Origin of the sequence: Bradyrhizobium sp. ARR65 (assembly GCF_000472385.1) — a bacterium.
GTDB lineage: Bacteria > Pseudomonadota > Alphaproteobacteria > Rhizobiales > Xanthobacteraceae > Bradyrhizobium.
The window spans coordinates 61,805-76,333 of sequence record NZ_AWZU01000004.1; the positions used below are offsets into that span (position 1 = coordinate 61,805).

The 14,529-nt window shown below is 63.4% G+C and carries 14 protein-coding genes and 1 pseudogene; 7 read left to right on the forward strand and 8 right to left on the reverse strand.

From position 1 onward, the window contains the following. Positions 1–97 precede the first annotated feature (97 nt). The gene (locus F758_RS0106625; protein WP_024507125.1) at positions 98–1,234 is read left to right on the forward strand and encodes a DUF2778 domain-containing protein; all 1,137 of its coding nucleotides are present in this window, start codon (positions 98–100) and stop codon (positions 1,232–1,234) included. Positions 1,235–1,764: 530 nt separating this feature from the next. Next, a complete protein-coding gene (locus tag F758_RS0106635) occupies positions 1,765–3,105 on the forward strand; it encodes an RtcB family protein (protein ID WP_024507126.1) in 1,341 nt (446 codons plus the stop codon). 131 nt (positions 3,106–3,236) lie between these two features. Here the strand turns inward: F758_RS0106635 and groL are convergent, their stop codons facing one another. Both groL and F758_RS0106645 read right to left on the reverse strand, forming a co-directional pair. Further along, entirely contained in the window at positions 3,237–4,877 is a 1,641-nt protein-coding gene (gene groL, locus F758_RS0106640) for a chaperonin GroEL (RefSeq protein ID WP_024507127.1), read from the reverse strand. A gap of 84 nt (positions 4,878–4,961) precedes the next feature. After that, positions 4,962–5,276: a co-chaperone GroES gene (locus F758_RS0106645; protein WP_024507128.1), complete on the reverse strand. Its 315-nt coding sequence runs from the start codon at positions 5,274–5,276 to the stop codon at positions 4,962–4,964. Positions 5,277–5,658: 382 nt separating this feature from the next. On the opposite strand from F758_RS0106645, the gene F758_RS0106650 reads away from it, so the two are divergent. The 4 genes from F758_RS0106650 (at position 5,659) to F758_RS43380 (ending at position 7,874) form a co-directional block, all read left to right on the forward strand. Beyond that, on the forward strand, positions 5,659–5,946 hold the full coding sequence (locus F758_RS0106650) for an usg protein (protein ID WP_024507129.1): 288 nt from the start codon (positions 5,659–5,661) through the stop codon (positions 5,944–5,946). A 172-nt stretch (positions 5,947–6,118) separates the two neighbouring features. Next, complete coding sequence (locus F758_RS0106655) at positions 6,119–6,652, forward strand: cupin domain-containing protein (protein WP_024507130.1); 534 nt, start codon at positions 6,119–6,121, stop codon at positions 6,650–6,652. Positions 6,653–6,738: 86 nt separating this feature from the next. After that, complete coding sequence (locus tag F758_RS0106660) at positions 6,739–6,945, forward strand: hypothetical protein (RefSeq protein WP_024507131.1); 207 nt, start codon at positions 6,739–6,741, stop codon at positions 6,943–6,945. Beyond that, positions 6,900–7,874, forward strand: coding sequence for an SGNH hydrolase domain-containing protein (locus F758_RS43380; protein WP_051386716.1), 975 nt, complete (start codon positions 6,900–6,902; stop codon positions 7,872–7,874). Before F758_RS0106660 ends, F758_RS43380 begins: the two co-directional genes overlap by 46 nt. 56 nt (positions 7,875–7,930) lie before the next feature. On the opposite strand, the gene F758_RS0106670 is transcribed toward F758_RS43380, so the two are convergent. Beyond that, complete coding sequence (locus F758_RS0106670; RefSeq protein WP_024507132.1) at positions 7,931–9,184, reverse strand: NupC/NupG family nucleoside CNT transporter; 1,254 nt, start codon at positions 9,182–9,184, stop codon at positions 7,931–7,933. Between the two features lie 119 nt (positions 9,185–9,303). Between F758_RS0106670 and F758_RS0106680 the strand changes: the two genes are divergently transcribed. Beyond that, the gene (locus F758_RS0106680) at positions 9,304–10,527 is read left to right on the forward strand and encodes an MFS transporter (RefSeq protein ID WP_024507133.1); all 1,224 of its coding nucleotides are present in this window, start codon (positions 9,304–9,306) and stop codon (positions 10,525–10,527) included. A 186-nt stretch (positions 10,528–10,713) separates the two neighbouring features. On the opposite strand, the gene F758_RS0106685 is transcribed toward F758_RS0106680, so the two are convergent. The 5 genes and pseudogenes from F758_RS0106685 to F758_RS0106705 all read right to left on the reverse strand — a co-directional run bounded on the left by F758_RS0106685 (position 10,714) and on the right by F758_RS0106705 (position 14,523). After that, positions 10,714–11,469 (reverse strand): SDR family oxidoreductase, encoded by a 756-nt coding sequence (locus F758_RS0106685; RefSeq protein ID WP_024507134.1) that lies wholly within the window; start codon positions 11,467–11,469, stop codon positions 10,714–10,716. After that, complete coding sequence (locus tag F758_RS0106690) at positions 11,466–12,245, reverse strand: proteasome-type protease (protein WP_024507135.1); 780 nt, start codon at positions 12,243–12,245, stop codon at positions 11,466–11,468. The genes F758_RS0106685 and F758_RS0106690 overlap by 4 nt, the downstream gene beginning before the upstream one ends. A gap of 781 nt (positions 12,246–13,026) precedes the next feature. Continuing rightward, a complete protein-coding gene (locus F758_RS0106695) occupies positions 13,027–13,470 on the reverse strand; it encodes an SRPBCC family protein (protein ID WP_024507136.1) in 444 nt (147 codons plus the stop codon). 252 nt (positions 13,471–13,722) lie between these two features. Beyond that, positions 13,723–13,914: pseudogene (locus F758_RS0106700) on the reverse strand (transglutaminase family protein); the annotation flags it as partial. 102 nt (positions 13,915–14,016) lie between these two features. Then, a complete protein-coding gene (locus tag F758_RS0106705) occupies positions 14,017–14,523 on the reverse strand; it encodes a GlcG/HbpS family heme-binding protein (RefSeq protein ID WP_349542333.1) in 507 nt (168 codons plus the stop codon). Positions 14,524–14,529: the final 6 nt, after the last annotated feature.

Genomic DNA, 14,529 nt, shown 5'->3' on the forward strand with positions numbered 1-14,529 from the left:
GAGATGCTGTGCCGCCGGAGAGCCGATCCGCACGGTATCGAGCGAACGAAGGTGGATGGTTCCCGGCGCTGGGTGGGTCAGCAAGAGTAGAGTAGCGTTGAGTAGAGTTGCGCTGGCGGGGCAGAACCGCAAGAAATCGTCGGGGAAAGCCGTCTCCCAGAACCTGCTGGGCGGCGCTGCGATCGCTTGTCTCGTGCTCGGCTGCGGCTGGACCGTCTACAGCAACATCATCTCCGCAAGCGTTTATCCGACGCTGGGCAGCGCGGGTTATGACGAGCCTATCGCCGCGAAACCCAGCGAGCACGTCGCGGGACGCAGCGCCGCGCAGGCGATCAGCGAGGCGTTTGCGTCGCTGCCCACGCTGGCGCAGCGCGCGACATCGGCGACCGTGGCCGCGATCACGCCGGACCAGTTCAACGATCGCTTTGCGGCCTCCGCGCCGACGAGCATCGCCTCGCGCGCGGCGGAGGCAGCACCGCCGTCATCGCAAGTCGCTGAAACGTCAAAGCCGGTCAACGGGCCGAAGCTCGCCGAAGCCGCGAAGGCAAAGGAGATCGCACCGAAACAGGCGCCAAAGCAGGTCGCAATGAACGTGCCGCCACCGCCGGCGCCGTCTGCGGTAGAGGCAAAGCCGGCAAAGGCCAGCGGTGTGTCATTGCGGGACATGGCCGAACGCGCCAAGGCGACGATGATGTCGATCACCTCCGGCGGCCGGTCGAGCATGGTCGAGAAGCTGTGGGGCAAGCAGCCGTCGCAGGGCTCGCTGCTCGCCTATGCGTCGGCCGATGCCGGCGTGACCGCCTCGATCAGCCGCGAACAGAACCCGATGCATGGCGGCTCGCCGCCCTATGATCGCGACACCGCGGTCTACGATATCTCGGCGCACACCGTTTACCTGCCTGACGGGAGCCGGTTGGAAGCGCATTCCGGCCTCGGCTCCCGGCTCGACGATCCGAGCTCTGCGCCGGTCCGCATGCGTGGCGTGACGCCGCCGCACATCTATTCGTTGAAGCCGCGCGAAGCGCTGTTTCATGGCGTGCCAGCGCTGCGGTTGACACCGCTCGGCGGCGAGGGCGCGATCTACGGGCGTGAAGGCCTTCTCGCCCACACCTACATGCTCGGCCCGAACGGCGACTCCAACGGCTGCGTCTCGTTCAGGGATTACTACGCCTTCCTCGACGCCTATCGTAGCAAGGGCATTAGGAAGCTCGCGGTACTGGCGCGGATCGAGTGAGAACAACGCACAGGGTGCAATAGCGCGACCCGTCAATCCGGGGCGCCCGCAGGGCGAGCCTGAGCGTAATGCAGCTCGCTCGACCATGGCGTGACCAAGGCCATTGCTCTTTGTCCCTCGCGCAGCTCGTTGTTTACAAATCCTAGAAATCGTGTATGTGCACGCGCGCAACCCGCGCCGATATGCGCTTGCGAGAGACCAATGCTGTATTCGTATTCACGCCCGATCAAGGAAGCGGCCCTGCCGATGAACCGGCACGATCGCGTCTCGGCGTGCGTGCTGCAGGTCTCAGCGGCGGAGGCGCAGCCTGAAGGGCTCAGGCTGATAGCTTAAGGGGGCAGCGGTTTTCCTCTGCCCGGCAGAGAGAAAATCCGCAAATCGCCCCTCAGGGCCCGTTGCATCTCCACATATCTCTCTGCCTGCACGGCGGTCCGGCCGGCGCGAATTGATATCGCGCGCCAGCCGGACGTCCGGAACGACCCCCTGACGGGTTTCCAGTTTGATGTGTGAAGCAAGACGAGGAGGGTCCGATGCGATCCGATCCCTATCGAGAGCGAGCCAGGGCCATGGCGATCGAAGCCGGCCTTGATCCCGACGCGAAAGTCGACCGTCCGGGTCAGCGTCCCATGCCGCTCTGGTGCACATTTCGTGATGCTGCTCGCAAGGAGCATCTCGCGCGGGAAGCGGAAGTGCTTGCGGCCGGCGTCGCAAGCGAGCCGCAGGCGCCGCAATACCGGAACAGCCCCCTGAAGATCTTCGGTGAGCATCATCATGCGACGATCGCGCAGATGCGCAACTGCATGTCGGTCGGCAACGCTGTTGCCGGCGTGATCTGTGCCGATGGTCATCTCGGCTATGCGCAGCCGGTCGGCGGCGTGATTGCCTATGAGAAGCAGATCAGCATCTCCGGGGTCGGTTTTGACATCGGCTGCGGCAACATGGCGGCGCGGCTCGACACACGGTTCAGCGATGTGGAGAACCGGATCGGAACGATCGCCAGGGACATCCACAACGCGATTTCGTTCGGCGTCGGACGCGCCAACGACGAACGTGTTGAACATGAGCTGTTCGACGACGAGGAGGCCTGGCGGGAGTCCGACATGGGCGCCTATCGGGCGAAGGCAATCGCGCAGCTCGGCACCGTCGGGTCCGGCAACCACTATGTCGACCTGATGCGGGATGAGAGCGGCTTGGTCTGGATCGGCGTGCATTTCGGCAGCCGCGGCCTCGGGCACACCAGCGCCACACGCTATCTCAAGGCAGCGGGCGGCAAGGACGGGATGAATGTGCCGCCCGCTGTTATCGACGAGGACAGCGAGATCGGGCGGCGCTACATCGCGGCCATGCAACTCGCCGGACGCTATGCCTATGCCGGGCGGGAGTGGGTGGTCGAGCGCGTCCGCCAGATCATCGGCGGTGCGGTGACCGACACGATTCATAACCACCACAACTATGCCTGGCGCGAGAACCATGGCGGCAGGGATCTGTGGGTCGTTCGTAAGGGCGCAACGCCCGCGTTTCCGGGCCAGCGCGGCTTCGTCGGCGGGTCCATGGGTGACGATGCGGTGATCATCGAGGGCGTCGAGTCAGAGGAAGCGAAGGCCTCGCTCTATTCGACCATTCATGGTGCCGGGCGGCTGTTCGGTCGCAAGGAGGCCAAGCGCAGATTCAGCCGCGCCGAGATGGACGCGTGGCTGCAGTCGCGCGGCGTCACCCTGATCGGCGCGGATCTCGATGAAAGTCCGATGGCCTATCGACGCCTGCCGGAGGTCCTGGCCGCGCACGCCGGCTCGGTCAGGGTGTTGCACAGCTTGCGCCCGTTTGCGGTGGTCATGGCTGGCGCGAACGAGTTCGATCCATTCAAGGACTGAGGCGTTCGCGCTGTTCCAATGTCGACCGATCAGGGAGAGCTGCCTGCGGACGGCCTTCGTCCAGGTAAACGAAACCCCGGCATCGCTGCCGGGGTTCTGCATTCGTGTTCGCTTCAGTCGCGAGCAGGACCTTAGAAGTCCATGCCGCCCATGCCGCCGCCCGGAGGCATGGCAGGGCCGGCGGCCGGCTTCTTCGGCAGCTCGGCGACCATCGCTTCGGTCGTGATCAGGAGCGAGGCAACGGACGAGGCATTCTGGATCGCGGTGCGGACCACCTTGGTCGGGTCGATGATGCCCTTGGACACCATGTTGCCGTACTCGCCGGTCTGGCTGTCGAAGCCGTAGGCGTACTGATCCTTCTCCAGGATCTTGCCGACCACGACCGAGCCGTCCTCGCCGGCGTTGATCGCGATCTGGCGGGCCGGCCAGGACAGCGCCTTGCGCACGATCTCGACGCCGGTCTTCTGGTCGTCGTTCTTGGTGCGGATGCCCTTGAGCTGCTCGGAGGCACGGAGCAGGGCGACGCCGCCGCCCGGCAGGATGCCTTCCTCGACCGCCGCGCGGGTCGCATGCATCGCATCATCAACGCGATCCTTGCGCTCCTTCACCTCGACTTCGGTCGCGCCGCCGACGCGGATCACCGCAACGCCGCCCGCGAGCTTGGCAAGGCGCTCCTGCAGCTTCTCACGGTCGTAGTCCGAGGTGGTCTCCTCGATCTGCGCCTTGATCTGGGCGACGCGCGCCTCGATGTCGGCTTTTTTGCCGGCGCCGTTGACGATCGTGGTGTTCTCCTTGTCGATCATCACCTTCTTGGCGCGGCCAAGCATGTTGAGGGTGACGTTCTCGAGCTTGATGCCGAGGTCTTCCGAGATCGCCTGGCCGCCGGTCAGGATCGCGATGTCCTGCAGCATGGCCTTACGGCGATCGCCGAAGCCCGGCGCCTTGACGGCGGCGACCTTCAGGCCACCACGCAGACGGTTGACGACGAGGGTGGCGAGCGCTTCACCTTCGACGTCTTCCGCGACGATAAGCAGCGGCTTGCCGGTCTGCACCACGGCCTCGAGCAGCGGCAGCAGCTCGTTCAGCGAGGAGAGCTTCTTCTCGTTGATGAGGATGTAGGCATCATCCATTTCAACGCGCATCTTGTCGGCGTTGGTGACGAAGTAGGGCGAGATGTAGCCGCGGTCGAACTGCATGCCCTCGACGACGTCGAGCTCGGTCTCGAGCGACTTGGCTTCCTCGACGGTGATGACGCCCTCGTTGCCGACCTTCTTCATCGCATCGGAGAGGAACTTGCCAATCTCGGAATCGCCGTTGGCCGAAATGGTGCCGACCTGGGCGATCTCCTCGTTCGAGGTGACCTTCTTGGAGTTCTTCTCGAGGTCCGCAACAACGGCTTCGACAGCGAGGTCGATGCCGCGCTTCAGGTCCATCGGGTTCATGCCGGCGGCAACCGCCTTGGCGCCTTCGCGCACGATCGCGGCCGCGAGCACGGTCGCGGTGGTAGTGCCGTCGCCGGCCGCGTCAGCGGACTTGGAAGCGACTTCGCGCACCATCTGCGCGCCCATGTTCTCGAACTTGTCGTCGAGCTCGATTTCCTTGGCGACGGTGACGCCGTCCTTGGTGATGCGGGGAGCGCCGAACGACTTGTCGAGCACCACGTTGCGGCCCTTTGGGCCGAGGGTGACCTTCACGGCATTGGCGAGAATGTCGACACCGCGCAGCATGCGGTCACGCGCGTCGACGCCGAATTTGACTTCTTTGGCTGACATATCTGGTTTCCCTGAGTTGAATTTTTCTCACCCGGTCGGAGGCCCTTGCAGGCGCTCCTCAGGGTGAGCGTTGCAAGAGGCGGATTAAGCGGCCTTCTTCTTGGAGCCGATGTCGGTGAGGACGCCCATGACGTCGCTCTCCTTCATGATCAGGAGCTCCTGGCCGTCGATCTTGACCTCGGTGCCCGACCACTTGCCGAACAGCACGCGGTCGCCGACCTGGATGTCGATCGGGATCAGCTTGCCGCTCTCGTCGCGACCGCCGGGGCCGACGGCGATCACTTCGCCCTGGGAGGGCTTTTCCTTGGCCGTGTCGGGAATGATAATGCCGCCAGCAGTCTTCTCTTCGGCGTCGATGCGCTTAACCACGACGCGGTCGTGAAGCGGACGGAATTTCATGCAGTCCTCCTAAGATACTGAAGATGTTAGAGAGTTCCCGGATGTTAGCAGTCTCGCACTGCGAGTGCCAGCGCGAGCGCGCTTGGAGATAGGCGGGAAATTTGCCGCGGACAAGCCCTTTTAGCGAAAAAATTGGCACTCCAAAGCGGCGTCTGCCAAAACTGGCCAGCATGCTTAATGCGGCGGGATGGCCTGCAACTGGTGTTAGCAGGCGCGGTAAGCTGCTGCCAAAGCGAGAAATTTCAACAAGACGTTAAACGTTTAGGCTTGTGATGGATTGGTTAAGTGCGTCACATTTCTCTCATGTGAGCGCATCTCCACCGGGTGGCTCTTAAGGGGTCTTTGGCCACCTCCGACATGCGCTCCAGCAATGGAGGTTGGAATGGTTTCGCAGGTTGGGGTTGTTTCCGAGGACTTTCGGAAGCAGGTCATGGGGTACGGGCTGACGACGGCGCAGATCCTCTATCGGATGCCGGATCATCCCTCGCTGCTGCAGACTTATGTCTGGCAGAACTACGATATGTTTCCGAAATTCCCGGCACTCCAGGATTTCCTCGCCTTCTGGCAGGAAAAGCTCGATGGGCCCCTGTACTCGGTCACCGTGGCGCATTCCAGGCTGATCAGGCCGACCGAACTGCGCGCCGTCGACGGCGTATTCCGGCTGCATTGAGTCCGGTCGTCCCGGCGCAGAGCCAGGACCCATACCGCGGGGTCCATACCTAAGCCCTTGGATGGGCGAGCTTCGAGCAGTCGGGGCTTGTGGACGACGAAGGAGAGAACGCCCACCCCAGTTTTGCCAACTGTGTTAGCCTCCCTCCGCTCAAGCGATCAGGGAGGCACACATGCCTAAGCGAAAGGCGACAACGAGGCAGGCCGCTCGGCCCGCGGTCACGAAGAAGTGGAGTGGCGGTACCGCCAAATCATCCACCCGCAAGCCCACAACGTCCAAGGCCCGCGGCGTGCCTGCAAAGGCACGTACCACCACCAGACCAAAACAGCGCATTGCGGTCAGCCATCATCGCGAGGAAGACTTCAAGGTCGACGGTCTGCGCGCCTACGCGAAGTACCGCGATCTCGGCATTGCGGACGCAACAAGCGGGCTTGCGCGGGCGCATGTGATCCGTTTTACGGGTCCGTGCAATCCGGAGAAAGTTTCGAAGTTGCATTTTCACGATGTCGACTTTCAGATGGTCTATGTCCTGAAGGGCTGGCTGAAGACCTACATGGAGGGGCAAGGCGAGACCTTGATGCGCGAAGGCAGCGCCTGGACCCAGCCGCCGCGCGTGAGGCACATGATCCTGGATTATTCCGATGACGCCGAAGTGCTCGAAGTGATTCTGCCGGCGGACTTCAAGACGGTTGAATTGACAGCCTAGACGATTCAAGACTTGCCCGCCAAAGCCAAGCCCTCATCCCTCTCTCGCGTTTGGCGGGAGAGGGATTTTCCCGTTCGCCACCCTTCATGACGTCAGGCTATCGCGAAGACATCGACTGGCTGCGCGCCATCGCGGTGCTGTCCGTGGTCGCCTTTCATTTCGAGGCGCCGGCGCTCTATGGCGGCTTTGTCGGCGTCGATATCTTCTTCGTCATCTCGCCTTCGCGCGCTTTTCCAAGCCTGGTCTGGTGCTGGAGGCCGGCGACAAGGTCGCGTTGTTCGCGGTGGCCGTGATTATTTCCTACCTTTCCTGGCGCTATATCGAGCAGCCGTTTCGGGCCCGCCAATTCGCGCCGTCGCGCGGCGCCACATATCGTTTCGCCGCGGCAAGCTCGGCTGTGCTGCTTGCCGGCAGCGCCGGCGGCGTGATGCTGAGCCGGACGCAGACCGATACCGATCGCGCCGAGGCGGCGCTCGATGCCTACAATGCTTACGCCTATCAGCCACTCTATCGCTTCGGGACCTGCTTTTCGCCAGCGTCGGGCGTATTCGATGAGGCTTGTCTCCGGATCGTGCCCGGCAAGACCAACCTGATGCTGTGGGGCGACAGTCTTGCTGCGCATTATTATGAGGGGCTGCGCAATGCCGTGGACACGCAGGCCGTCAACATTATGCAGGCAACGCAGCCGGCCTGCATGGCGACGCTGAATGCGCAGGTTCAGGGCACGGCCGCCTGCCGCAATTTTTCGGTGCAGGTGCAGGCGTTTTTTGCGCGCCAGCGGCCAGACGTCGTGGTGATGTCGGCGGACTGGCTGGAATATGCGCGACCGCCGCGTTTCGATCGCATGATCGCGGATGTCAGGAACACGCTGGAGCAGCTCGAGGCTTCGGGAATCCGCGTGGTACTCTTGGGTCCTGCGGTGCAGTTCCGCTCGCGTCTGCCCTCGATGCTGATCCGCACGCATTTGCGCAAGCTCGAGCCGCGGCCTGAGGATTTCGTGCTGCCGGACGTTTTTGCGCTCGACGCTATGATGAAGGCCGCGCTGCCGGCGAACCGGCATTTCAATTATGTCTCGGTGCTCGATGCGGTATGCCCGCAGCGGCAATGCCCATTGACGGTCACCGGGGTCCCGCTGTCTTTCGATCACGCGCATCTCACTGCCGAGGGGTCGGATTACGTGATGGCAAGGGTGCTGCCGATGCTGGGGCTTCCGAAACGTTGACTCCATCATTCCGGGTTGGCGTCCTCGACGCGCCCCCGAATGACAGTGTTCTGCGGTCACGTCATCACCCCCACGATTGCGCCCATCAGGCACGTCGTCAGCGTGCCCGAGACAATCGACTTCAGCCCGAGCGAATTGATCTCGTCGCGTCGTTCCGGCGCCGTGGTGCCGAGCCCGCCGATCATGATGCCGAGGCTGCCGAAATTGGCAAAGCCGCACATCGCGTAGAGCATGATCAGCCGGGAGCGGGGATCGAGCGCATCTGGTGCGAGTTTCGAGAGATCGACATAGGCGATCAGTTCGTTGAGCACCGTTTTGGTACCCATCAGGCTGCCTGCGGTGACTGCTTGCGACCACGGAAGGCCCATCAGCCAGCACACCGGCGCCATGACGAGCCCGAGCAGGCGCTGCAGCGAAATCGCGCTGCCGCCGACGTGCGGCAATAGACCAAGGATCGCATTGGCGAGATAGACCAGCGCCACCAGCACGATCAGCATGGCAACGATATTCAGCAACAGTTCGAGCCCGGCTGTCGTGCCCTTGACGATCGCATCCATGGTGCTGGAAGCGACCATCTTGGGATCGTCGCCGAGCGCACCGCCAGTGAGATGATCGCCAGTTTCGGGCACCATGATCAGGCTGATGAGGATCGCGGCGGGGGCGCCGAGCACCGAGGCGATCACGAAATGCGCCGCGGAATCCGGAATGATCGGCGCCAGCAGCGTGGCGTAGAGCACCAGCACCGTGCCGGCGATGCCGGCCATGCCGCCGGTCATCACCAGAAACAATTCGCTGCGCGTCATCTGCGCCAGGTATGGCCGCACGAACAGCGGCGCCTCGACCATGCCGAGGAAGATGTTGGCCGCCGTGGACAGCCCCACCGCGCCACCGACGCCGAGCGTCCGCTCGAGCAGCCAAGCCATGCCGCGCACGATCGGCGGCAGCACGCGCCAGTAGAACAACAGCGTCGTCAGCACGCTCATGACAAGCACGATCGGCAGCGCCTGGAACGCCAGGATGAAATCGGCACCCGGCGCCTTGACGTCGAACGGCGCGGGGCCGCCGCCGATATAGCCGAAGACGAAGGAGGTGCCGGCGCGGGAGGCCGCCGAGATCGTGTCGACCGCATCATTGATCGCGCCGAACGCGTGCGCAACCAGCGGAAGCTTGACGAGAACGACCGCCGTGACCAGCGTGGCCGCAAGGCCGATGGCCGCTTGCTTGAGCGATACCGCACGGCGGTTCTCGCCGAAAGCCCAGGCGATCGCCAGCAAGGCAACGATCCCGATCGCCGATTGCAGTCGAAGCATGTATCCCCCGCGGAACGCGCCCTTGCGTGATTATGCCGAGGCGAGACGGCAGCGCAATGCCGGACCGCCCCGCGTCAAGAGCAATTGACAAGGCAGCCTTCCTCAGCCACCGATCAGCCATGTCCTCCACAACGTCCGCGGGCGCCGGCACGCTGCTCAGGCAAGGCTCGTTTCTCTTCTTCCTGTCGTCGCGAAGCCTCTCGCGCTTTTCCAGCCTGATCGGGATCGTGGCGATGGGCTGGCAGATCTACGATCTCACCGGCAGCGCATTCGCGCTCGGCGCCGTCGGCTTGGTCGGTTTTCTCCCGACCGCGCTGCTGGTGTTCGTGGCGGGACACGCGGTAGACCGCTACGAGCGCAAGCGGATCGTGCAGGCGTGCCAGCTTGCGCAGGCGCTGACGACGGCCTTTCTCGCCTGGGGCGCTTTTGCCGGCTGGCTCACGGTGATCGACATCTTTGTTGCCACCCTCGTGTTGGGAACCACGGCCGCCTTCGAGATGCCGGCAACCGCGGCGCTGTTGCCCTTGATCGCGCCCGAGGGCTCGCTCCAGCGCGCCACTGCTTTGTCGAGTGGTTCGGCCCAATTGGCGACGATTGCGGGACCTGCACTCGGCGGCTTCGCCTATGCAGTCTCGCCGGCTTTGCCTTACGCATTGATGGTGCTGTTTTGGCTGTCTGCCGCGCTGTTCGCAGGCGCGATCCAGCTCACGCAATCGGCCGCGCCCAAGCGCGCCGCAACGCCGGGTGACCTGTTCGCCGGTGTGCATTTCATCCGCAAGAGTCCTCCCATCCTCGGCACGATCTCGCTCGATCTGTTTGCGGTGCTGTTCGGCGGCGTCACGGCGCTCTTGCCGATCTATGCCCGCGACATCCTTGCGACCGGGCCGTGGGGGCTTGGCATCCTGCGTGCCGCGCCTGCGGTTGGTGCGCTGTTGATGACCACGCTGTTGGCGCGCCATACCATCCGCCGACGTGTCGGCATGCGGATGTTTCAGGCCGTGATCGTGTTCGGCGCGGCCACCGTCGTATTCGCGGTCTCGCAATGGATGTGGCTGTCGGTGCTGGCGCTCGCGGCGCTTGGGGCGGCCGACACCGTCAGCGTCGTGATCCGCTTCTCGCTCGTGCAATTGGCGACGCCTGACGAGATGCGCGGGCGGGTGGGGGCGCTGAATTTCCTCTTCATCAACGCCTCCAACAACCTCGGCCAGTTCGAGAGTGGCGTCACCGCCGCGTTGTTCGGCACCATGCCGGCGGCCGTGCTCGGCGGTGTCGCCACGATCGCCATCGCGCTGCTCTGGATGAAGCTGTTTCCAACGCTGCGCGATGTGGACAGGCTGGAGTAGGGTGTTCGAAGCAATCGCGCTCCCAACCATCACCGTCACCCTGAGGTGCCTTCGCGCAGCGGAGGCCTCGAAGGGCGATGGCCCGGCTGCAGCAGCGGGGCCGTTCATCCGTCGAGACGGCCGCGGTTCGCGGCCCCCTCAGGATGACGGGTTAGAGATGGGCGCTTTCGGTCCCAAACGTTCGCTCTAGCCCCGTCCCACGAACGGCATCTTCGAGGCCATCACCGTCATGAACAGCACGTTGGCGTCGAGCGGCAGCGTCGCCATGTAGGCGACCGCATCGCCGACGGCCTTGGCGTCCATGCGCGGCTCGGGGATCTTGCGCCCGTCGGGCTGCAGCACGCCTTCGACCATGCGATCGGTCATTGGCGTCGCGGCATTGCCGATGTCGATCTGGCCAACGGCGATGTCATAGGCACGGCCGTCGAGATTGCTCGCCCTGGTCAACCCCGTGATGGCGTGCTTGGTCGAGGTGTAGGCGGCCGATAGCGGCCGCGGTGCATGCGCGGAGATTGAGCCGTTGTTGATGATGCGGCCGCCGCGCGGGGTCTGGTCCTTCATGATGCGGAAGGCGTGCTGGGTGCAGAGGAAGGGGCCGGTCAGGTTCGTGTTCACCACCGCCTGCCATTGCGACAACGGCAAGTCCTCGAACGGCACCGCCGGTGCGCCCATGCCGGCATTGTTGAACAAGAGGTCGAGCCGGCCGTAGGTCTCCGTCACTTTCGCAAACAGCGCCGCGATCGAGCCGGGGTCGGTCATGTCGGCCACTACAGGCAGGCTCTTTCCAACGCTCTCGCCGAGCTTTTGCGTCTCCTGCAGCTTGTCGAGGCGCCGGCCGACCAGCACCACGGTGAAGCCGGCCTTCATCAGCGCCAGCGCCGCGGCGCGCCCCACGCCGGTCCCTGCGCCGGTCACGACCGCAATCTTCTGTGCTTCGCTCATAGGTTTCCTTCCTTGTTCTGCCTCTTGGCTTCGTATTCGCTCTTGTAGGGCGGCAGCGGAATGTTCCGATGCGCGGCGCGCAGCGCTGCCGACCAGCGCGAGCGCAGATCGTGGAAATATGGCTCGCCGGCCTCGATGCGGTGATTGAGATCGGCGTCGCACACGTCGGTGCGAACCACCAGCACGTCGATGGGAAGACCGACGCCAAGATTGGAGCGCATGGTCGAGTCCATCGAGATCAAGCCGGTCTTGAGCGCCTCATACAGCTCGACATCGTAATGCATGGCGCGGTCAAGCACCGGCTTTCCGTATTTGTGCTCCCCGATCTGCAGGTACGGCGTATCGGTCGTGCATTCGATGAAGTTGCCGGCCGGATAGATCATGAACAGCCGCATCCGCGCGCCCTTGATCTGGCCGCCGAACAGGAAGGAGACATCGAAATTGATGTCTTCGGCCCTCAAGGCCGCGCCCTCGGTCGCGTGTACCGCGCGGATCGCCTTGCCGATGCGCTGCGCCGCCTGGAACATGGTCGGCGCGTTCATCAGCGTCTCGATCTCGCCGGTGTGTGGGTCTTCCATGCCTTCCGTCAGCGTCGACAGCACCGACTGGCTGATGGCGAGATTGCCCGCACTTGCGATCGCCATGATGCGCTCGCCGGGTTTGGCGAAGATGTGGAGCTTGCGGAAAGTGGAGACGTTGTCGAGTCCGGCATTGGTCCGGGTGTCCGCGATCATGACAAGCCCGTCCCGCACCAGAATTCCGCAACAGTAGGTCATTTCCGTCCCCCGAACCGTTTAAGGTGATCGGCCGGCAACTAGTAGCGAATTTCGGCGGGGCCTCCAACCCAAATCCCAAAGGCACGCCTGCGCGTTCCCGCCGCACAATTGTGCGCCGGTTGAAGGGAAAAGGCGCCCCATCGAGAACAGAGGGCGCAGGGAAGGCCGGGTGGCCGCTGCACCCGGGGCCCCCGCGCAAAAGGAATTTGCGCGAGCGCGTTGACCACAGGTGAGCGCGGCAATCACTCCGGCCTTCCCTGCGCAGTGGTTTACGGCTTACTCCGCGCTCCCCGGTGAACCAGCCTTTGCCACCGTCGTTTTCGCGCATGATGCGCGAGAACTTAGCGCCTGCCTGGGCGCGCCAGGACCACACGGCTTCGCCGTCCGCAAAAGCCGCCGCTCGTCTGTCGGCGCATTCACGGCCACCGCATCCCCGCCTCACGTTTCGTGACGATCGCGATACGCCCTCTGCAAGCGAGGCGGGATGCGCGGAGGATACGACTGATTCTGGTTTCGGAAAAACAGAAATATTTTCGCGTGCGAGGGTTGACAAGAATTTGCGGGCGCGTGCTCGTCGGGCAAATCACTGTATCCGTAGTATGGAAGGGTAGAGCGAAGCGAAACCCATAGAGCTTGTGGAGGCGAAGTGATGGGGTTCGCTCACGCTCAACCATCCTTCTGTAACGGGCCTCGAACGGCCCGTTATCCGATCCTACGGCTGTCAATGGCGGCGGCCGTCTCAGCTCGTGGCGGATTACGCTTGGCTGATCCGCCATAGGACCTATTGATTGATTTCAGGCTCGGCCAGCTTTGCCAGGTTTCGCAGCGACTCCTGCCAACCGAGGTAGCAAGCCTCGGGTGGAATCACGTCCGGTATGCCTGCCTGCACGATTTCCAGCTCGGTGCCGACCGATACCTTTTTCAACGTTACGGTCACCCGCATCTCGCCGGGCAGATTGGGATCGTCGAATTTGTCCGTGTAGTGCAGGCGTTCGCCCGGAACGAGTTCGACATATTCGCCGCCAAAGACGTGGCTTTTGCCCGTTGTGAAGTTCCGGAAGGACATTCTGAACGTGCCGCCGACCTTTGCTTCCAGGTGATGCACGGTGCAGGCAAAGCCGTTGGGCGGGAGCCATTTCGCGAGCGCGTCGGCCTCGACGAACGCGCGATAGACCTTCTCTGGGCTGGTTGCCAGAACGCGGTGCAAGCGTACGGTGTTGGGCATACTCTTTTTTTCCTTGTGAATGGAGGGGAGGGACGTCGACGCCGATCAGGCGCCATACCCCGAGGACGAATGACACTCCGCCGGTCCGACACCGCATCTCGGATTTCTTGAAAGCGCGTACGGCGGATGGGCCAAGCGTGAGCCGTCATTCCGGGACGCGACGAAATCGCGAATTCGGAATCTCGCGCCACAACCTCCGGATTCCGGGTTCGCTCGCTGGCGCGAGCGCCCCGGAATGACGGAGACAAGGACTCACTGTGATTGCGACTGCCACTGCCGGCGCCGCCCAGCCTGTTCGACCTTTACTGCCACCGAAAGCGTCTCGGTGCCGCCGCCATAGCGGGTGGCGCACACCGGAGGGGCGCCGAGATAATCGAGGCCGATCGCGACGCGGACATAGGCATCCGTGGTGCAGATGCGGTTGGCGGCATCGAAGCCGACCCAGCACCGGACATGACCAGATGCGTGAAGCACCAAGCGGCAACGAGCACACACCGAGGCCGCCGACAAGACGGCCTCGGTGATCGCGAGCGCGCGTGTTGGGTCTCACTTCGCTGCGTCGGCACCCGCCTTTGCGACTTGGCCATCCTGAACTGACGTCCCGCCGGAGACGCCGATCGCCCCGACAATCTTGCCATCCACATTGATGGGAATGCCGCCTTCCAGCGGTGATGCCCCACGGAGCGCCAATGACCGCAAACCGATGCCGCCCTGCGCCACCAAATCCTCGAACACTTTGCTAGGGCGCCTGTAGTTGATAGCGCTTTGTGCCTTGTCCTCGGCAGCCATAAGAGAGCCGTATTGGGTATTGTCGAGCTTGTGCAGCATCACCATGTGGCCCGTGCTGTCGAGGATGACGATGGCCATCGCCCAATTGTTCTTTACGGCCTCCGCTTCCGCGGCAGCCATTATTTTTTTGGCTGCCTCGAGCCCCAGTGGCGCTCCGTAAGGGATTGCCGGAGGTGGGGATGGCGCCTGTTGAGCGCTGGCTGTTGCCGAGAGTATCACTGCAGCTAGGATGGAAGCGATTATCGTCTTGCCCTGCATCCTCATGTTGTT